Origin of the sequence: Nocardia vinacea (assembly GCF_035920345.1) — a bacterium.
Classification (GTDB): Bacteria; Actinomycetota; Actinomycetes; order Mycobacteriales; family Mycobacteriaceae; genus Nocardia; species Nocardia vinacea_A.
In genome coordinates this window covers 335,604-354,250 of sequence record NZ_CP109149.1, presented here as the reverse complement: position 1 = coordinate 354,250, position 18,647 = coordinate 335,604, and the positions used below count along the sequence as shown (strand labels likewise).

Sequence of the window (18,647 nt, the reverse complement as noted above, 5' to 3'; positions counted from 1 at the left end):
CCGCCCGGTGGTCTCGCCTACTCGACGTCGATAGACCGAGCGTCGACGAGCTCACGGAACTTTGCGCCGTGCCAAATGAGCGGCTCGTTGTCACCGACGCCGAGCTTGTTCACCTCGAGCAATGCCATCCAGTGGTCGCCTGCCTCGGAAACCTCGTGGATCGAGCACTCCAACCACAACGACGCGCCCTCGATGAAAATGGCGCCTCGGTCGCCTACCTCGATCGCAACCTGCTCGAACCGCGCAGCGCGATCCTTACTTGCCAGCTTGCGGGTCACATCGCTCTGGCCCTTGCCCAAGATCGACACTCCGAGCGAGTCGGCATCCTTGATCAGCGGCCATGTCTCCGACGTTTTCTGCACCGCGACCGCGCCGAGACACGGTTCGAGTGATACTCCGACCATGAACGACGATGCGACCAGCGCGTGCTTACCGCCGTCGATATCGGCCGCGAGAACGGCCACACCCGAAGGGAATTGGGCAAACGCTTTTCGCACGACCGCCGGATCGCCGCCGAATACACGCACCTTGGTCTGCGTCATCAGTTCTGTTCCTTTCGCGAGGCAAGGAGCGGCCCCACTGTCTGCCCCGTGGCTCCGCAGAGCCTCGAGGCCCCTGGTTCGAAGCACGCCGATGTGCTTCGAACCAGGGGTATTGCCCCGCCGACTACCTAATTGCTGGACACATCCGCCGCGTCCGCGGGGATCTCGTTCGCCATCTCCGGCGCCAGGAAAACCATTTGCGCTCGGAGCGATTCACTTGCGTTGAACAGCGGAGTGAGATCGCCGTCCTGCATCAGGTTTGTGGCGTTGTCCGCCCAGGCTTCCGGCGCGGGCTCGGCGACCTTGGTCCGCGGCATGGCGGTGAAGACGGTCCTGGCGGCCCCCACGCCGCCCACTTCGAAGGACTCACCGTGAACGGTCGTGTCCTGATGGGCAAGCCACGTGACAAATGCCGCGACGGCATTCGCGGGAAACTGTTCGCGCATGAGCTTCTGAATGACCTCGTTGCTGTTGCCGAACGCATCTTCGGTCATCGGTGTCCAAGCGACGGGCAGCAGCGTGGTTACTTGGACACCGACCTCGCGGGCCTCTGCCACCAGGGAATTGCCGAGGCCCCAAATCGCAGCTTTGGCAGCGCCGTAGGACGTGTCGTTGGGCAGGCCCATCAAACCGTTCGAAGAGATATTGATCAGACGTCCGCTACCCGACTCGATGAGGTGTGGCATGGCGTGGCGGGCGACCTCGACCACACCCCGGAAGCTGGTATCGAAGACGCGCCACCACACGTCACTGTCCATCTCCCAGAAACGGCCGTAAGCGTTGATCCCGGCATTGTTGACGACGATGTCCAGGCGCCCGAAGTTCTCGATCGCCGTCTGCACCAGATCCGCCGACTCGGTGACAATGTCGTGGCTATCACGTACCGCTGTCCCGCCGGCTCCGATAATCGAATTTACCGTCTCCTCGGCCCGGGTTGTGGCGATGTCGTTGACCACGACCCGCGCGCCACGGGATGCGAGCATAATGGCGTGCTCGCGGCCCATTCCTTGACCTGCTCCGGTTACAATCGCAACTCGTCCACCGAAGTCGAGTTCGCTCTGCCCAGTCATTTTATGTACCTTTTTTCGATTTGCGGACAACTGCTCAGCCGTTTGCGTACTGATACGCGACGCTAGGCATTGGGGGTATTGACGTAATCGCGTTGCGCTTCAGCCAGCAGGTACTTTTCCTCCGTGCCGCGCACATACTCTGCCGAAGGCCGACCGAGCCGAGCGCCCCAACCGAAGTCGTAAGCAGTTCCCTTCGCTTCGTTCATCTTCTCCACATATGCCGCGAAGGGAGTGGCGTCGCCCGCTTCCTTGATATCCAGAAGCAAGCGCCACACCTCGTGGACGCCGGGCAGCACGAACGGCACGGCCTCGATCGCCTGACCAACTGCGGTCAACTCGGCGAGTGGCCGTCGTCCGATGAGATCGGCACCCATCACGTAGCTCGGCCCGGGCGTCTCCTTCAGCGCCAGCTCCGCCTGCTCCCACGTGTGGAATCCCTCGAAGAAGATGGCATCGACACCGGTCTCGGCACGGTAGAGCTGGGCACGGCGAATGGCCTCATCGACACTTCCACCGGCGGCACCGAAGCCGTCCGTGCGCGCGACGATCACGAAGTCGGCATCCAAGCGGTCACGAGCGTCGACTGCCGCGTTCAGCCGTCCGATCGCCTCCGCGTCCGATACCAGTTCGATTCCGGTCGTCCCACCGGACTTCTTGGGCTCGCGCTGATCCTCGATGTGAATGCCGGCAACACCGGCATCGATGAACTCCTCGACCGTGCGCTGGACGTTGATGGGGGCACCGAAACCGGTATCGGCGTCGCAGTACACGGGGATGTCGACGCTGCGCGCGACCCGCTTCGCATGCGCCACCACCTCGGTCAAGGTCAGCCAGCCGACATCGGAAGCACCCTCGGCCCACCACGCCGACATCCCGCCCGAAAGCTCGAACGCCTCGAAACCGGCGTGCTGGGACATTTGAGCGTGGATCGGCAGGGAACCGAACGGTATGACAACGGTTTCGGGGCGCTGGAATATTTCGCGCAGCGCTGCACCGGGCGAACTCAGACCCATGATTACTCCTTTATTTCCAATAGTCCGGTGTGAATTCTCGAGTTCAGGCAGCTACGGCGCGGACAGTCCGTGGTTGTAGCCGATAGTCACAACGATGTAGACACAGTCCTCGTCGTACGGGTTTTTCCAGGCATGGGGAACGCCGGCCAGAACAAGCAGATCGCCCGGAACAAGAGTTCGCACCTTCCCGCCAGGAAGTTCGAGATCCACTTTTCCGGAGATCACGACCTCGTAATCGATGGTGTCGCTCGCGTGCATATTGGGATCGCCGCCGTCGCCGGTGCCGGCCATACTGGGATCGAGCTGTTCAGGATCCAGTTCATTTCCGGCCGAACGCGCCGGGAAACTGCTCACGCCAAAAGTGGAACCATTCGGGCCCGCCAATTGGACGCGGCTGGGAGGGCCGCCGATATTCTCTCTGCTGTGGCCACCCTCGACCGCCCAGTAAAATGCGCCGTCGGCGATGCCCGGCATATTGATTATCGCTGGGCCGCCCGCCTCTAGAAAATCCGCCTCACCCGAGTCGGTGGTTCCCGCAACGACCAGGCGGAATTTTTTCGGGTCCGGAAAAGTCATGTACCTTCACTCCTTTGTAAAGGATCGGTTCGGGCCGTGCTTCCGATCACCGCGACGACGGCTGCACAGCATGGCGTCCGGTGTCAGGCACGAAGCCCGGCGCTGCGCATCAGCGGGAAGATCTGCTCGTTCAGGCGATCCAGGCCTTCGTCGTAGTCGACCAGCCCGGTGCAGACGCCCGCGATGCCTGCGTCCGACAACTTCTGGAGGCCCTCGACAATCATCTCGGGCGTACCTACCAGCGGAACAAGGCCAGCCCTCAGGAAGGTACGGACAGATTCGTCCTTCTTGAAGTCTTCATCCCGCTTGTAGTCGTCCCAGCGCATACTGCGGGCGTCACCCGATGCGATGATTTGCTGGTAGCGCACGGCGCTTTCCCAGTCGCCTTTTTCATCAACGATGTACTTCACGTAGTCCTGCGCTTCTTTCTCGGTGTCCTTACATATGATGTGGACACCCGCCCACAGGCCGAGATCCGGCCTACCTGCCTCGTCGGCGTTGGCGCGAACCTTCTGGGCGACCGCTTTACTACTGTCCACGTCGGCGATCGCGATGAACAGAATGTTGGCGTGTTTGAACGCGAATTTCTGTCCCGCTGGACTTGCGCCCGCACTCATCACCATCGGGCCCGGCGATTGCACGGGCTTGGGGTATGCCTGCGCACCCTCCAGTGTGAAGAAGTCGCCCTTGAAGTCGAACTCGTATTCGTCACCCTCATCGGACCAGAGTCGCTCGACGATCGTCATCCACTCTTCGGCCAGCTCATAGCGCTTGTCGTGCTCCGGGAGTTCGAGACCGAACATCTTGTACTCCGGCTGGTGATAGCCAGCAACGGCGTTCAAACCCATTCGGCCGCCGCTGATGTGATCGATCGTCGCGCTCATCTTTGCCGCCATGAGCGGATGCACGAACGGGACGTGACAGGTGGCGAAAATCTGAATGTTGCGCGTCGCCGCCGCCAAGCCTGCCGCCCAGGTGAAAGTCTCGTGCTGCCTCCCCCAGGGCCGGTCCGGACCGGACAATCCCTGCCACCGAGCGATCGGGATGAACCCCTCGACGCCGTACCTGTCCGCCTTTTCGGCAAGGCCACGAACCTCGTCCCAATTGCCGAGCTTGATTGTGTTCTCGGCGAGCGTCAGACCGCCCTGGCCGGTTGATACATTTGCTCCGAAAATCGCGAATTTGAATTTGTTCGGCCCGTCGACCATGGCCCGTTCGTCGCGTTCAACGGTATGGTCGGCGACAAATTCCCGGGCAATGTCGCTCTTGACCAGTTCAGGGGCACTCATCGAATTTCTCCCGATCCTCGTGGTTTGGGTGCGGAAAAGCACCTGCGCTATGTCAATTTGCGCGAGCCGCATTCACAGTCGCGATAGTGGGCTGAAAGTCAGCAAAGTGCCCCGATTGCTCCTCGCTCCATCGGTGGCGGCGCATCCTTCGCCTATCGGTCGTAGCCGATCATGCGATGGTGGTTCAGACGCACAGGCCCGTAGCCTGGGATCCTCGCTTATGTTCCTCGGTACCAGTGCGCCGGTGGCCTTGCTCACATTCGCTACGGCCAGGTTAAGAGGGGTGCGGACCGGTATGGCATGACATTCGACGCCAACAAGGCCGGAAAGTACGTCAAGTGCCTCCCGCCGCGACCTGATGGCGCAGGATGCAAAGCTACTGGCGGGACTTGTGGTGCTACCGGGCTTCAGCCGCCACAGCGCTCATATCCGGCCGCCCGTCACCTCGATGGAGAGGAGAGAGATGCCTCGCAGGACGGTGCATCCCGATCCGTCGTACTTCGCCGGCTCGAGGAGGCAGCAGTGAAGCTGAACTCGTATCAAAACCTGCGTGTCGCGAACTTCAGTGTCCACGCGCTGCGCCGGCTTCTAGAAGACGCGGGTCTCGACTGGCGAACGGCACTCGCCAACGCTGAAATCGACCCCGACGCGGTGCACCGCCCAGGCGGCACCATTCCCGCGAAGAAGGAGCTGGCCTTTCAACTCGAGTTCATCGCGCTGACGAGAGATCGCGTCGATCTTTGGCTACGCGCCGCGCGTGCCTACACCACTGCCACGGTCGGCGCCCGCGGAATGGCTCTCGCGACCGCGCCGACCATTGCGGCTTGGGTAGAGGCCGCTAGCGCGGTCGACTACTCGCCCGGACTTCTCGAGATCGGGCCACTTCGAACATCCGAAGGCACGGTGACGGGCGTCCAGTTCGCCTACCCCGACACCCCGAAAGAGCTGATCCCTTTCAGCGCTTATCGCGACCTCTATGTCGTCAGCCGTTCGTTCGAGTGGCTGTACGGCGGCCGATTCCCGTTCACGCGTATCGATTTCCCGTTGCCGGAAGTCTCGCCCGAAGCGTTGACCTACGTCTCCAGCGACATTGTCGTCTGTGGCTCCGAGACGCTGCGGCTGTGGTGGGATCCCGTGATATCGACAGAGGAACTCCCTTTCGGGAACGCATTCCAGCATGCGGCATGGGTCAAAGCGGACACCGAAGTTCTCGACTCGTTCAGGGCGACCGGCGACTGGCCCGACACCGTCGCCAAAGCCATCAGGGCCGCGCCGGCGCTCAACCGCAAACTCGCGAATGTGGCCGCCGCGCTGCAGGTCTCGCCACGCACCCTGCAGCGCAAGCTCGAACTCGCAGGCCACGACTTCGCCGAGCTGCGAGACAAGATCTTGTGCGACCTTGCCTGCGATCTGCTCTCGAATTCCGATCATTCCGTATCGCGGATATCCCGGACGCTGGGCTACAAAGACGCAGCCAGCTTCACCATCGCCTTCAAGCGGTGGAGGGGGATACCGCCGTCTGCGTACCGTGAGGCCTCTCACTACAGACCGGACAGCAGGTCCCCGGAGTAGCTCGATCCGACCGAGCCGGGCTTCGTAAGTGGGCTACGGCCGACACCGCAGTTCGCCGCGGCACGGCTGCTCCCCGGACCAGATGGGCATCACTCCGGCCGATCTCGTCGGCGCCGCTCCGTGGGCCGACGTTCGCCCAGACAGTCCCCGCGGTGCGCGCCACCTCGACCCCGCGCACGGCGCGCACCCTCCTGACCCGGCTGGAAACCGAGTGGGGCACACGCCGTCGGAACCGTGCGCTCCGGCTGTCAGAGCTGAAGCGCTGCTGCGAGTTCGCGCAAGGCGGCGCGCGGATCGGTCGAGGGTGTGTCGCCCAGGACCTGCACCACGACGTGGTCTGCACCGGCGTCGAGGTGCGCGGTGATCCTCGAGGCGGCGTCGCCGGCGGAGCCGGTGCCAACCAGCGCACGGGCCAACCGGTCGGACCCGCCGACGACCACATCGGACTCGTCGAAACCGAGCCGCAGCCACGAGTTCCGGTAATTGGGTAGCGTCGAGTACGACTCAAGATGCGAGTGCGCACGCCGGAGTTGATCGTCCGTGTCCCCACCGATTGCCACGGCCTGTTCGGGCACGACCCATCGGTCCTCGCCGAGAATCGAGCGGGCGAGTTTCGTGTGTTCGGGTGTCACCAGATACGGGTGTGCGCCGTCGGCGTGCTCGCCGGACAACTCGATCATCTTCGGGCCCAACGCAGCCAACAGCCGCAGAGCCTTGGAACCGGCCTCGATCTCCGCGGGCAAGCCGTCCATGCGCTCCAAGTAGGTGCGCATCGTCGCAAGAGGCTTGCGGTAGGCGCCGCCGATCAACTGATCGACGAATGGGGCGTGACTGACGCCCAGACCGAGGACGAACCGTCCCGGGTACAGGGCGCTGAGGAGGCGGCCGCCGGACTCTGCGGCCGTGGGTATCCGGACGTGAATGTTGGCGATGCCGGTGCCGACGACCAGCCGGTCGGTGGCAGCCAGGAAGGCCGCGGACTCCACGAGCGCGTCTTTGCCATTGCCCTCGGGCATGAACAACGATCCGAAACCCATCGCCTCGATGTCGCGGGCGATGTTCTGCGCCTCGCGGATCGGCCACGGTTCACTGTTCCACCAGACGCCGATCCTGGACGGAAACGTCGCTTGGGCAGGTTTATTCGTCACTTCCGTGCTCCTTGTCGTTGATCTCTCTGTGCAGGAGCCGGCGCGGCCTCGCCGGCATGTGAACATGGCGCGTCGCCGCTCACGTCACCTTCGCGCGTGCCAACCCCGAAGCGTACGAATTGCCGCCGCGCCGCATCGAGGAGAGCCTCTCGGTTGCGTTGAACATCGACGCGCGGCTTACGGCTCCGCGGCGGCTCAACACTCATCCGCGCTCCTATCCTCACGACCTCAGGGCCATACGAAACGGATGCAGCCTCCGCCTAAACAGAGCCAGCCTCCGGTCAACGTGGTGCGCAGCACTTCGGAACCGAGCTCGGCTTCGTAGACCGCCTATGGCCAGCACCGCACTCACGCCTCCACGACCCGCTCCAACGCCTCGGCGAGCATTCCTTGACTCGGGCGGGAGCCGGGATCGCGACCGTCGTAGTGGCTCGGGCTGCTCGTTTCGGCGACAAATACACCCTTCCCTATTTGGACAAGATATGTCAGTATGTTCGAGATCACATCACGTGATAGCGGCACATCACACAACAGGGCGACTCACTCCTGATATTCGATCGTGCCGCGTACAGGGCAGCCAGCGGGGCGGCCACGCCGGCTCGCATTATCCAAATAGTCGACTGATCAACCCGCTGCCTCCTCGGCCCGCTTCGGCTCGATCGGTTATCTCTTGTTCCACTGGGGACAACCGAACGACGAAATCGCCTCGGCACCGAAATTCGAAGCGGGCCGGGAACAAATGAATTTCGATTCGCGACGATCCGCCACGGGATACGCCGGCGTTTTCCGATGCAGATTGTCCGGATCGAAGTCCTCCCACTCGCACCAATGAAGGAAGTCGAAATGAAGCACAAGAAGCTTGCCACGACCACGGTGGCGGCCATCGCGGCGACGGGCCTGTGGAGTGGCACCGCTTTCGCGCAGTCGCCCGCCGACGGGGCGAAGACGACGGAGATCCACTACACCGCCAAGGTGGCAGGCAAGTCCGTAGTGCTGGCCACCGACGCTGGTTCTCTGGCGGTCAGCGGCAAGTACCTCGATGTACTCGACGCCCTGGGAAACAAGGTCGCCACGATCCCGTTGGTCTATCGGATGGACAATATCGACCACCCGATAAACGCCGAGGTCTCCGACCGGACGGTCTTACTGACTCCCGATACGACTCCGGCCGCCGCCACGCCGGCAGCTGACCTCCCGCGTGCGGAGGTGATGCCGGTTGCCGACGGATTGCAGCAGGTCGCAGCGACGTATCCGAGCGCAGACGCGCGTTCCGCCGATGCTTTGGCGACGTTGACCCAACAAGTTTCGGTGGCGACCATGCTGAGCGCGATGTTCGGAACAGTCGTCGGTGCCGGCATCGGATGTGTCGGCGGGCTCGTAGTCGGAGCCGCGGCCACCGCTCCGGTGGCGTGGCTACTCGGCGCGGGGCCGATCGCGGCGTGTCTCGGTGGTGCCGTGTTGTTCGGATCCTTGGGCGCCATCGGAGGCACGTTAGTGGTCGGCGGCCCGATCGCGGTTGCCGCGGTGTTCCAGTATTTCCAGACTATGAACGCCCCCATCGTGCCACCCGCGCAACCGCAGTCCGGACAATGATCACCGAGATTCCCTTGGCACAACTCAGGCGAAAACTGTTGCACCACCTCGTGAGCGGCCCCCGAAACGGCCGGGGCCGCGTACACGTCCCGCACCCCCAAAATCAAATCAGCTTTCTCCAGGAAACCGCATGAAGCCACAGATCCGACACCGCAACTATTAACGGCATGCCGGGCATTCGATGTCATCGAACCAGCCGCAGTAGCCAGCGGAGGAAACAAACCCGAATGAGAGCATGGGCTCGATTTGGGTCCGTTCATCCTCGAGCCAATTGGGCTTTCTCCGCTCCGCGCTATCGGTCGATCCGGACGCGGCGCGGGTAATCGAATTCGCCATCCGCTGAGTGCCTTTCGGCGGTGCCGACTGCGAGGCGGCACCGCTCTCCACTGCCGAGCCGCAGAGCAGTGGCGTGGAACCCATCCTCATTGGCACCGAAACCTCTGGTGCACATTCGAATTCATTACTACAGTCCTGCAGATTACCTGCCCGAAACTCACCTGCCACGAAGGCGACTTCACGGCGAATACTCGACCTTCCAAATTTGGACGATATATGTCAGTATGGTGAGCATCACATCGGTGGATGACCGTGTTCCGCGGGTGCACTCCCGCCACCGGTCCCCCTGCAGCGGCCCGAGGCCGCGCACTACTACCAGTCGGGGCGCCCGAAAACGGCCCTGCATCTACCCAAGATCGGAGCTCGAACAATGGCGGGACGCATGGAAGGCAAAGTCGTCTTCATCACCGGCGCCGCACGTGGTCAGGGTCGCGCCCATGCCGTCCGCCTCGCCGAGGAAGGCGCGGACATCATCGCTGTCGATATCTGCGCGTCAATCCCCACGGTCGTGCAATACGACGGTGCGACCGCGGCGGATCTCGCAGAAACGGTGAGTCTCGTCGAGGCGCTCGGTAGGCGGATCGTCGCCGAGCAGGCCGATGTACGGGACCTCGTGCGACTTCGGCAGGTTGTCAGCACCGGTGTAGCCGAACTGGGCCGACTCGATGGCGTGGTCGCGAATGCGGGAATCGAGATTTTCAAGCCCTGGGACGAATTCACCGAGCAAGAGTTCCGGGACGTCATCGACGTCAATTTGATCGGGGTGTGGAACACGGTGATGGCCACCGCACCTGTGCTGGTCGACACGGGCAACGGCGGGTCGATTGTGCTCATCTCGTCGGGCAACGGACTCAAGGGCGGTCCGTTCAATCTCGCGTATACCGCCTCGAAATTTGGCGTGAACGGCATGGGAAAAACCCTCGCCGCCGAACTCGGCAAGCACCGAATCCGGGTCAACACGGTGCACCCAGGGCCGGTTGACACCGAGATGTCTCGGCATATCGCTCCCCGCTTCGGCGAGATCGCCGCCGGCAATGAGGCGCTGCTGAGCACTTACGCCCACTTCCACCCGGACAGCGTGATGGATCCGACGGAGATCTCGCATGCCGTCCTCTATCTCCTCTCCGACGAGTCCACCTGGACATCAGCCCTTTCGATGGCTGTCGACGGTGGGGTCACGGCGTTCTGAGATCGAGCCGCAGCTGCCTCGGACGAACGAGAAGGAAAGGAGCGCGACCAGCGCCATGGACGTAGTCGTCGAGAAGAACCTCCGGGTGCCGATGCGTGACGGCGTCGAACTCGCCACCGATGTCTATCGGCCGACAGTCGGCGGCCCCTTCCCCACCCTGGTCGAGCGCATTCCGTACAACAAGGAAATCTACGGGATGGCCAGCGGCTGGGTGGATGTGTTACGCGCGGCCGGAGCGGGCTTCGCGGTCGTCGTCCAGGACACACGAGGGCGGTCCCAGAGCGCCGGAACATTCCGTCCGTTCGCCGACGAGGGCGCCGACGGCGCGGACACCATCGCTTGGGCCGCCGCTCAGCCGTGGTCCACGGGTTCGGTGGGCATGTTCGGCAGCTCATACACCGGCGCCACACAGTGGCTGGCCGCAGCGGAGAGACCACCCGCCCTCGCCACCATATCGGCGGCGGTCACATCCAGTGACTACTACGACAACTGGCTGTACCAGGGCGGCGCGTTTCGCCTGGGGTTCGCCTTGCAGTGGGTCACATCGACACTCGGGCTCGGTGAACTGCTCCGCAATGCTTCAACCGAGGCGGAGCGTCTCGCCGAGGTGCGGCGAATGCTCGACGCCATGGACGACGTGTTCCGCACCCTGCCGGTGCGCGACCACCCCTTACTGACGGCGATCGCGCCGTACCTCACCGAGTGGCTGGACCACCCGGAGCGCGATGATTGCTGGGCACGCCTTTCGGCTCGCGGCGCCGCCGCCACGGATATACCGGTGCTGAATATCGGCGGCTGGCACGACCTGTTCCTCGGCGGGACCATCGACAACTATCTCGCGCTGCGGGATCGCACCGCACAACCGGACGCGCGGCAGCAGCGGTTGATCATCGGCCCATGGGCTCACGGAGCGACCAGCGGGGTATTCCCAGAACGGGCGTTCGGGGTACAGGCCGGGGCCGACGCGGTCGATATCACCGGCGTGCAATTGGCCTGGTTCAAGGAGCATCTGACCGACTCACCAGCGACGACATCGTCGAGCCCGGTGCGGATCTTCGTCATGGGCCCCAACATCTGGCGCGACGAACCGGACTGGCCGCTGCCGGATACCGAATACGTCGACTACTTCCTGGGCAGCAGGAGCGATGCGCGAACCAGCGACGGTGACGGCACACTGTCGACCTCGCCGGGATCGGATACGGTTTCCGACTTCTTCGTCTACGACCCGGCCGACCCGGTCATGACCTGTGGCGGCGCGACATTTTTGCCCGGCCTGTTCATCGGAGCCAACGCGGGTCCCCGGGACCAGGCACGGACCGAGGCGCGTCATGACGTGCTGTGCTACACCAGCGAGCCGCTGGAGCGGCCGCTGGAGGTTACCGGCCCGGTCCGGGCGCGACTGCACATCTCGTCGAGCGCAGTCGACACCGACTTCACAGCGACACTGGTCGACGTTCATCCGGACGGCCGATCCGAGCTCGTGTGCGACGGCATCCTGCGCTGCCGTTACCGGCATTCGACGACACGGGCGGAGTTCTTGGTGCCCGGCAGGGTCTACGAGATCGAGGTCGACCTCGTCGCCACCGCGTACGTATTCGCTGCCGGGCACCGGCTGCGACTGGATGTGTCCAGCAGCAATTTTCCGAAGTTCGACCGTAACCCGAATGCCGCCGTTCCCGTTGCCGATGCCGGCCACGCCGACCTGGTGGTCGCCACCAACACCGTGTGGCACGACAGCACCCGGCCGTCGCGGCTCGTCCTTCCGGTGATCCGGCGGCCGGCGTGAGTCTCGTCGAACCCTCGAGTAGTGATGAATTTCGACCTGAGAAAGGTACGTTTTATGAATTCGGTGGATTACGACGCCGTTGTGGTCGGTGCCGGTGCGGGCGGTATCTACGCGGTCCACAAGCTGACCCAGGAAGGCTTGCGGGTCATCGCATTCGAGGGTGCGCCTGATGTGGGCGGGGTCTGGTATCACAATCGCTACCCGGGAGCGCGCGTCGACATCGAAAGCTACTTCTACTGCTTTCCGGACGAGGAACTGTATCCACGGTGGTCCTGGAAAGAGCGCTACCCGGCTCAGCCCGAGATTCTCGCCTATCTGAACTTCGCCGCCGACAGCTGGGGAATTCGCCCGCACATCCGGTTTTCGACGTGGGTCACCGGCGCGCAGTGGGAGCCGGGCGCGCACCGCTACCGGGTGAGCACGAGTAGCGGCGAGTCCGTCACCGGACGCTATTTGATCATGGCGTCCGGCCAGCTCTCGAAGGCTCGCACACCGGCCTTTCCCGGACTCGAGGACTACCGCGGTCGATGGGTCCAAACCTCACACTGGCCAACCGACCACGTGGAGACGGCAGGTAAACGTATCGCTGTCATCGGAACCGGTTCCTCCGGTGTCCAGGCGGTGCCCGCGCTGGCACGTGTCGCCGACAATGTCACAGTCTTCCAACGCACTGCGAACTACTCGGTGCCCGCCCAGAACGGCCCGCTCGATCAGCAGAAGTACTCGGATCTCGCCGGCCGCGTCGGCGAGATGAGGGAGGCGATCCTGCATCATCCGACCGGCTCGGACATACCTCTCGGTGCCGGTCCGGCAAACAGCTACTCACCGGAAGAGCAGCAGGCGCTGCTGCGGGAGCGCTGGGCTCGTGGCGGGCACACGATGAACGCTGTCTTCACCGATCAGGGCACCGACATCCACGCGAACACCATCGTCGCCGACTTCGTCCGGCAACGTGTGCACGACACCGTGCGGGATCCGGCAAAAGCCGAAATATTGACACCACGCGCTTATCCCATCGGTTCTCGACGCCTGTGCGTGGATACCGGCTACTACGAGGCGTTCAATCAGAGCAATGTGGATCTGATCGACGTGAACGCCGACCCCATCGAGCGGATCACCGAGAAAGGTATACGAACCCGGGATCACGACCTCGAGTTCGATCTGATCGTGTTCGCGCTGGGATTCAACGCCTTCACCGGCGCTCTCGATCAAGCGAATATTCGCAACGAATTCGGGCAGCGTCCTACCGACCTGTGGGCGCGCGGCCCGCGCACCCTGCTCGGACTGATGACGCGGGGCTTTCCGAATCTGTTCGTGCTGACCGGCCCCGGAAGCCCCTCGGTACTGGCCAACATGATCTTGGACAACGTCCAGCACGTCGACTTCGTCGCCGACTTGCTCCGCCACATGGGCGAACGGGACCACACCAGGGTCGAACCCGAGCAGCAGGCTCAGGACGAGTGGACCGCGCACGTGGCCGAAGCCGCATCCAGCTTGCTCCGCCTCAATGTCGAGAACTACATGGTGCATGTCAACCGCGACGACGGTACCCGGGTCTTCATGCCGTACGTGGCGGGACTCGATCGATACGTCGCCGAATGCGAGAAGGTTGCTGCCGACGACTTCGTCGGTTTCGCCTTCTCCTGAATCTCGTGGCCGCCCCATCCGGCCAGAAAGGACGCGTGAGAACCATGCAATCGTGGCGATTTCATGTGCAGGTCGGCCTCGGTCGCCCGGAGTCCACCGTGGATACCCAAGCGATCGTCTTCGAGCAGATGCGGATCCTCGGCTCCCTATCCAGCACGCAACAAGACCTTGCCGAGCTGTACGAGCTCATGCGCGGAGGCGAGCTCGACCCGCCGATCCACCGGATCACGCCGGAACAGATCCCGCAGGGTCTGGAGCGTCTCCGCGAAGGCGGGTCGTCGGGCGCGCCGTCTACGACAACTGAGAGGCGGTTCAACGCAACAGGAATATGCCAGCCATATCCGATCCGAGGAATGGCGCGGCAACGCTAGAAGATATCGGCTCTGTACCGAGGGTTTCGTTACGTCGCGCATAACGGGATCCCCGGAGAGCGAGCCGTATATCCCGAACCCACATCACTCTCATGCAGTTACTCGGTGACGCCTGCATTCTTCGAACTGCTGGTTGCCGCTCTGTCTGGTCGGGGCACATGTGGTCAGGGCATTCGCAACGGTCACGCCACGCCACCTACTACAACAACTATCCCGAAGGCTCCACCATGACAACGGAACCCATTCTCTCGAAGAATAACCCAACAGATCTCGGCAGCGACGACGGGCCACCGGAGACGTCTGTGACCGCGCGCCAATATGCAGGGCTGGCGGCCGTGGTCTTGATCAGTGAGTTGACCGCAGCTTCATACCTGCTCGTATCGACCGCGCTTCCCGGAATCGCCTCCCGCTACCAAACAAGCCAGACTTCATGGGTGCTGACGGTCCCCTCAATAGCAGCGGTAGTAGCTCTCTGCTTTCTCGGGAAATTGGCCGACATGCGAGGCAAGCGGCTCGTCCTGATCGCCGTGATCGTTCTAGCAACCGTAGGTTCGGTCCTGGCCGCAGTGGCGCCGACCTTCGGGTTGTTACTGGTCGGTCGAGCACTGGCCGGCCTGCTCTACGGTGTCCCGGCGCTCGCGTACTCGCTCATTCGAGACGTTTTCCCGAAGCGGATCGTCGCTTTCGCCACGGCGATCACCTTCGCGGGCGTTGGCGTAGGTTTCGGATTGGCTCCGTTGCTCGCCGGTTGGTTGGTCGACTCTTACGGTGTGTCGTCCGTCTTCTGGTTCATGACCATCTATCAGGCGGTCTGCACCGTTGCCCTGCTTGTGACCGTTCCCGAATCCCCTCTCCGTCTCCACTCACGGCTCGATTGGCCGGCCGCTCTGCTGATCGGCCTCGGCGGTGTCGCTCTGCTGTACGGCCTCAGTCAGGGCTCGCAATGGGGTTGGGGTTCATCGAAGATCCTCGGATTGTTCGTGGGTGGCGTGGCCTGCTTCGCAGCGTGGCTCTGGTGGGATAACCGCTTCAGCGATCCCCTGATCAGCTCGAGTCTATTGCGCAGCAAGCCGATGCGGACCACCGTGCTGACCAGCTTCTTCGTCTTCTCCGTTTTCTCGTCGCTGCCCGCAATCGTCCCCACGATGCTGCAGACACCGCGCGCGATCGGCGGGGAGGTCGGTTTCGGCCTCGACGCGTCCAGCGTGGCATATTTCTTGGGTCCGATGGGCGCGGGTCTGGTGATCGGCGGTTTGACAGTAGGAGCCGGCGCACGCCGCTGGGGAATCCGGACTCCCATGCTCATCGCCTTCGCGATGCTGGCACTGTCTACCTGCGGTCTGGCCTACCGGCACAGCAATCTGTGGGAAATAGTGCTGTGGCTTTCGCTATACGGTCTGGCCATGGGCGTGGCCTACGGCGGCTATCCGAATCTGGTATTGCAGGCATCGCCGCCCGAGAGCCAGGGCATCTCCGCGACGTTCGTGACAGTCATCGGAAATCTGGGCACCGGAATTGTCACGCAGGTGTCATTCGTAGTTTTGGCCGCGCACGTTATACCTGGAAGCAACGGCACCTTTTTCGAATCCCAGGGTTACACCGTCGCCTTCGGAGCCACCGCGGTCATCGCCGCGCTCGGACTGATCGCTACCCTCACGCTTCCGCACGGCCGACGCCACGACGTACTCGAGATGCGCGCCGGCGAAGAAGTCGCGGCAGAAATAGTAGCAACCAGTTGACGGCCGAGCGCATGCCCTACCCGTATTTGTTCCCGGATTTGCGGGTACAGGAACGGGTAGGGCATGCGCACTGGCGAAACCAGGCGATCGATGACCTTTCACCTTCCCCCGAATCGTCGCGTATCTCCTGGTCGAGTATGAATCGTAGCGATAAAGGAGATACGGATGAAGATCGGCATTTTGGGAACCGGGCACATCGGAAAAACCTTGGCCACGCGGTTGAGCGCTGCCGGACACGAGGTGAAAGTTGCGAATTCGCGCGGCCCGGAAACGATTGAGCCTGACGTCCTCGCCTGTGGTGGACGGGCGGTTTCCGCGGCGGATGCGATGACCGACATCGATATCGCGATCCTCTCCATTCCGCTGAGTCGTCTGCCGGAAGTTGCGCCGCTCACCGCCCGACTGCCATCCGAAACGGTTGTCATCGACACATCGAACTACTACCCGCAGCGCGATGGTCGGATCGATGCCATCGATGCCGGCCTCACCGAGAGCCTTTGGGTCGTCGAAAGGCTGGGGCGGCCGATCGCCAAGGCATGGAACGCGATCGGTTCGGATTCGTTCGCGAACAAGGCGAAGCCTGTGAGCAGCCCGGACCGCATTGCCATTCCCGTCGCCGCCGATGTCGAGCGGGATCGCACAGTGGCCCTGGCGCTGGTCGAGGAGACCGGGTTCGACGGGGTCGACGCGGGCGGACTGGATGAATCGTGGCGGCAGCAACCCGGCACGCCTTGTTATTGCACGGACCTGTCCCGCGACGAGATGCCGGCCGCCCTCGCGGCCGCTGATGCAGCGCGCTCGCCCAAGCGCCGGGATTTGGGATTCGCGGCGGTCCTGGAACGGATGAGCGGGAGCGGCGCGCGCGATCCGGGTGCCGATTACCTTGTCCGTCTGAACCGCGCGCTGTACATGTAGTTTTCTTCGGCCGCGAACACAACCCAGCCATAAGGACAAATCGGCCAGGTGAGTGGAAACCCCTATTTCGCAACGGATTTCCACTCACCTGGGCACGGGGCACGAACCGAGCTACCCGGGGAAAAGCTACCGGGGAAATTCGGTGGGCGGGCTCTCGATCCAGTCCAGATAGATCGGGTCCTCGGGATACCAGGCTCCCCAGTGGGATACGCGAGGAACGTTGACGACATCCCAGTCCGAGTTGATCGGCCTGACGTCGATCCAGTCCCAGACACACGTGCGGTGCAGGATCTTCCACACCCCGTCTCGCTTCTCACACAGGTCGCGGTAGCGGCCGGCTTGGAACATGGTCACTTCGGGTTCCTTGAACGGGACCACACAGATGAACATGCTCTCGCGTTTTGCCCGATTGCCGTCGATCTCGGACAAGACGTTGGAGACGTGGTGGTTGCAACTGTGGATCTTGTCGTGCCAGGTCATGGCCGCGTCGGCCCATCCTTGGCCGTCACCGACGTAGCCGCCGTGGTCGTCGAAGGAGTCCGGCCAGTACGTCGACCTCATCAATTCGCGATCGTGCCGGTCCGCGCCGCGCACGTACATCATCAGGTTGTCGTGAAGAGCCTGCTTGTCGTACAGCTCGGTCAGCTGAGCATCTGTCAGTGACATGTATATTCCATTCTTCCTGCAGGCAGCCGACCTCGTGCGGCCGCGGTCAGCGATGTGCGGACTGCGGCCGTGCGGGGCCGGCTCGCAGAGATGTCGAGCATCGGCGGCGACCCGTGCGAGTTATTTGATGAGGGAACCCGCGTCGACCGGGAGAGCTACACCGGTGATGTATCTGGACTCGTCGGAGGCCAAGAACAGGACGGCATTGCTGACATCTTCCGAATCCACCCAGGGAGTGGGAAGAGCATGCAGCGTTTGGGAAGCCGGCGCGAAATCATCCTTCGTCGGGTTTTCGAGATCAGGGCGGAACAGACGGCGCATCGCCTGGTTCTGGATCATGGGCGTATCGACCTGGGTGGGATTCACGGCGTTGGCCCGGATGCTGTGCGGGGCAAGTTCCAACGCGAGCGTCCGCATCAGTCCGATCACGCCGTGCTTGGCCGCGACGTAGTGCCCAATGTTCGCGTACGCCTTCAGACCCGCCGCCGAGCTGGTGAGAATAATAGAGCCGCCCTTGTTCTCCAGCAGGTGCGGAACTGCCACTTTGGCCGTATGCCACACCCCGGTCAGATTGATGTCGATCATCGTCTGCCACGCGGTGGCGTCGAACTCCCAGACCGACTGCGGTTGAGTGGTGATTCCAGCGATTCCGGCATTGCCGCATACGATGTCGAGCCTGCCGAGCTGCTCGACGCCCTCGTCGACCACCGTCTTCAGACCTGCGTTATCGCGGACGTCTGCTTTCCTCGCCACGATGCGGCGATCCAGGGCCTCGACCTGCTTTACCGTCTCTGCGAGGTCGGATTCGGTCGCTCCCGCATAGGGACTGCCCGGAATGTCTTCGCAGATGTCCACTGCGATGATATCCGCGCCCTCCTGCGCGAGCCGGATCGCGTGGCTGCGACCCTGACCGCGCGCTGCGCCGGTAATGAAGGCTACTTTGCCGTCGAGTTTTCCCATGACTGTGTGCTCCTTGGTCGGGTTCAGAGAAGGTTGCAGCCGGCGTCGACCGGAATCGCCGCGCCGGTGATGAATCGGGCCTCGTCCGAGGCCACGGCGATGATGTCCGCTCCCTCCTCGGCGAGTCGGATCGCGTGGGCGCGGCCCTGACCACGTGCGGCGCCAGTGATAAAGACGACCTTGCCGTCGATGCGTCCAGCCAATGCGAAGCTCCGTTCTCGGATAGAACCAGGGC

General features: G+C 63.0%; 17 protein-coding genes. 8 read left to right on the top strand and 9 right to left on the bottom strand.

The annotated features are described in order from the left end of the window. Window positions 1–17: 17 nt before the first annotated feature. From OIE68_RS01585 to OIE68_RS01565, 5 genes are all read right to left on the bottom strand, one after another. A complete protein-coding gene (locus OIE68_RS01585; protein WP_327097598.1) occupies window positions 18–542 on the bottom strand; it encodes a flavin reductase family protein in 525 nt (174 codons plus the stop codon). A 128-nt stretch (window positions 543–670) separates the two neighbouring features. After that, window positions 671–1,642, bottom strand: a complete 972-nt coding sequence (locus OIE68_RS01580; protein WP_327097597.1) for an SDR family NAD(P)-dependent oxidoreductase — start codon at window positions 1,640–1,642, stop codon at window positions 671–673. Window positions 1,643–1,674: 32 nt separating this feature from the next. Then, window positions 1,675–2,625, bottom strand: coding sequence for an isocitrate lyase/PEP mutase family protein (locus OIE68_RS01575; protein WP_327097596.1), 951 nt, complete (start codon window positions 2,623–2,625; stop codon window positions 1,675–1,677). 51 nt (window positions 2,626–2,676) lie between these two features. Beyond that, entirely contained in the window at window positions 2,677–3,201 is a 525-nt protein-coding gene (locus OIE68_RS01570) for a cupin domain-containing protein (RefSeq protein WP_327097595.1), read from the bottom strand. 83 nt (window positions 3,202–3,284) lie between these two features. Continuing rightward, a complete protein-coding gene (locus OIE68_RS01565; protein WP_327097594.1) occupies window positions 3,285–4,490 on the bottom strand; it encodes an LLM class flavin-dependent oxidoreductase in 1,206 nt (401 codons plus the stop codon). A gap of 522 nt (window positions 4,491–5,012) precedes the next feature. On the opposite strand from OIE68_RS01565, the gene OIE68_RS01560 reads away from it, so the two are divergent. After that, entirely contained in the window at window positions 5,013–6,062 is a 1,050-nt protein-coding gene (locus tag OIE68_RS01560; RefSeq protein ID WP_327097593.1) for an AraC family transcriptional regulator, read from the top strand. Window positions 6,063–6,310: 248 nt separating this feature from the next. Here the strand turns inward: OIE68_RS01560 and OIE68_RS01555 are convergent, their stop codons facing one another. Beyond that, on the bottom strand, window positions 6,311–7,210 hold the full coding sequence (locus OIE68_RS01555; RefSeq protein ID WP_327097592.1) for an LLM class F420-dependent oxidoreductase: 900 nt from the start codon (window positions 7,208–7,210) through the stop codon (window positions 6,311–6,313). Between the two features lie 843 nt (window positions 7,211–8,053). Here OIE68_RS01555 and OIE68_RS01550 point away from each other — a divergent pair. From OIE68_RS01550 to OIE68_RS01520, 7 genes are all read left to right on the top strand, one after another. Further along, complete coding sequence (locus OIE68_RS01550; protein ID WP_327097591.1) at window positions 8,054–8,803, top strand: hypothetical protein; 750 nt, start codon at window positions 8,054–8,056, stop codon at window positions 8,801–8,803. 706 nt (window positions 8,804–9,509) lie between these two features. Then, a complete protein-coding gene (locus tag OIE68_RS01545; protein ID WP_327097590.1) occupies window positions 9,510–10,328 on the top strand; it encodes a mycofactocin-coupled SDR family oxidoreductase in 819 nt (272 codons plus the stop codon). Between the two features lie 55 nt (window positions 10,329–10,383). Next, complete coding sequence (locus tag OIE68_RS01540) at window positions 10,384–12,114, top strand: CocE/NonD family hydrolase (RefSeq protein WP_327097589.1); 1,731 nt, start codon at window positions 10,384–10,386, stop codon at window positions 12,112–12,114. 54 nt (window positions 12,115–12,168) lie between these two features. After that, window positions 12,169–13,761, top strand: coding sequence for an NAD(P)/FAD-dependent oxidoreductase (locus OIE68_RS01535; RefSeq protein WP_327097588.1), 1,593 nt, complete (start codon window positions 12,169–12,171; stop codon window positions 13,759–13,761). A gap of 98 nt (window positions 13,762–13,859) precedes the next feature. Beyond that, a complete protein-coding gene (locus OIE68_RS01530) occupies window positions 13,860–14,132 on the top strand; it encodes a hypothetical protein (RefSeq protein WP_327097587.1) in 273 nt (90 codons plus the stop codon). Between the two features lie 227 nt (window positions 14,133–14,359). After that, window positions 14,360–15,871 carry an MFS transporter gene (locus tag OIE68_RS01525; RefSeq protein WP_327097586.1) on the top strand — a complete coding sequence of 504 codons (1,512 nt, stop codon included), beginning with the start codon at window positions 14,360–14,362 and terminating at the stop codon, window positions 15,869–15,871. Between the two features lie 165 nt (window positions 15,872–16,036). Continuing rightward, complete coding sequence (locus tag OIE68_RS01520) at window positions 16,037–16,786, top strand: NADPH-dependent F420 reductase (protein WP_327097585.1); 750 nt, start codon at window positions 16,037–16,039, stop codon at window positions 16,784–16,786. 126 nt (window positions 16,787–16,912) lie between these two features. Here the strand turns inward: OIE68_RS01520 and OIE68_RS01515 are convergent, their stop codons facing one another. The 3 genes from OIE68_RS01515 to OIE68_RS01505 all read right to left on the bottom strand — a co-directional run bounded on the left by OIE68_RS01515 (window position 16,913) and on the right by OIE68_RS01505 (window position 18,615). Continuing rightward, window positions 16,913–17,452, bottom strand: a complete 540-nt coding sequence (locus tag OIE68_RS01515; protein WP_327097584.1) for a nuclear transport factor 2 family protein — start codon at window positions 17,450–17,452, stop codon at window positions 16,913–16,915. Between the two features lie 120 nt (window positions 17,453–17,572). Further along, on the bottom strand, window positions 17,573–18,412 hold the full coding sequence (locus OIE68_RS01510) for a mycofactocin-coupled SDR family oxidoreductase (protein WP_327097583.1): 840 nt from the start codon (window positions 18,410–18,412) through the stop codon (window positions 17,573–17,575). 23 nt (window positions 18,413–18,435) lie between these two features. Continuing rightward, window positions 18,436–18,615, bottom strand: a complete 180-nt coding sequence (locus tag OIE68_RS01505) for an SDR family NAD(P)-dependent oxidoreductase (RefSeq protein WP_327097582.1) — start codon at window positions 18,613–18,615, stop codon at window positions 18,436–18,438. Between the last annotated feature and the right edge of the window lie 32 nt (window positions 18,616–18,647).

Coding starts and splice junctions, on each gene's coding strand:
- OIE68_RS01535 (WP_327097588.1), top strand. CDS start 12,169: ATGAATTCGGTGGATTACGACGCCGTTGTGGTCGGTGCCGGTGCGGGC.
- OIE68_RS01525 (WP_327097586.1), top strand. CDS start 14,360: ATGACAACGGAACCCATTCTCTCGAAGAATAACCCAACAGATCTCGGC.
- OIE68_RS01585 (WP_327097598.1), bottom strand. CDS start 542: ATGACGCAGACCAAGGTGCGTGTATTCGGCGGCGATCCGGCGGTCGTG.
- OIE68_RS01545 (WP_327097590.1), top strand. CDS start 9,510: ATGGCGGGACGCATGGAAGGCAAAGTCGTCTTCATCACCGGCGCCGCA.
- OIE68_RS01575 (WP_327097596.1), bottom strand. CDS start 2,625: ATGGGTCTGAGTTCGCCCGGTGCAGCGCTGCGCGAAATATTCCAGCGC.
- OIE68_RS01515 (WP_327097584.1), bottom strand. CDS start 17,452: ATGTCACTGACAGATGCTCAGCTGACCGAGCTGTACGACAAGCAGGCT.
- OIE68_RS01510 (WP_327097583.1), bottom strand. CDS start 18,412: ATGGGAAAACTCGACGGCAAAGTAGCCTTCATTACCGGCGCAGCGCGC.
- OIE68_RS01520 (WP_327097585.1), top strand. CDS start 16,037: ATGAAGATCGGCATTTTGGGAACCGGGCACATCGGAAAAACCTTGGCC.
- OIE68_RS01540 (WP_327097589.1), top strand. CDS start 10,384: ATGGACGTAGTCGTCGAGAAGAACCTCCGGGTGCCGATGCGTGACGGC.
- OIE68_RS01550 (WP_327097591.1), top strand. CDS start 8,054: ATGAAGCACAAGAAGCTTGCCACGACCACGGTGGCGGCCATCGCGGCG.
- OIE68_RS01565 (WP_327097594.1), bottom strand. CDS start 4,490: ATGAGTGCCCCTGAACTGGTCAAGAGCGACATTGCCCGGGAATTTGTC.
- OIE68_RS01570 (WP_327097595.1), bottom strand. CDS start 3,201: ATGACTTTTCCGGACCCGAAAAAATTCCGCCTGGTCGTTGCGGGAACC.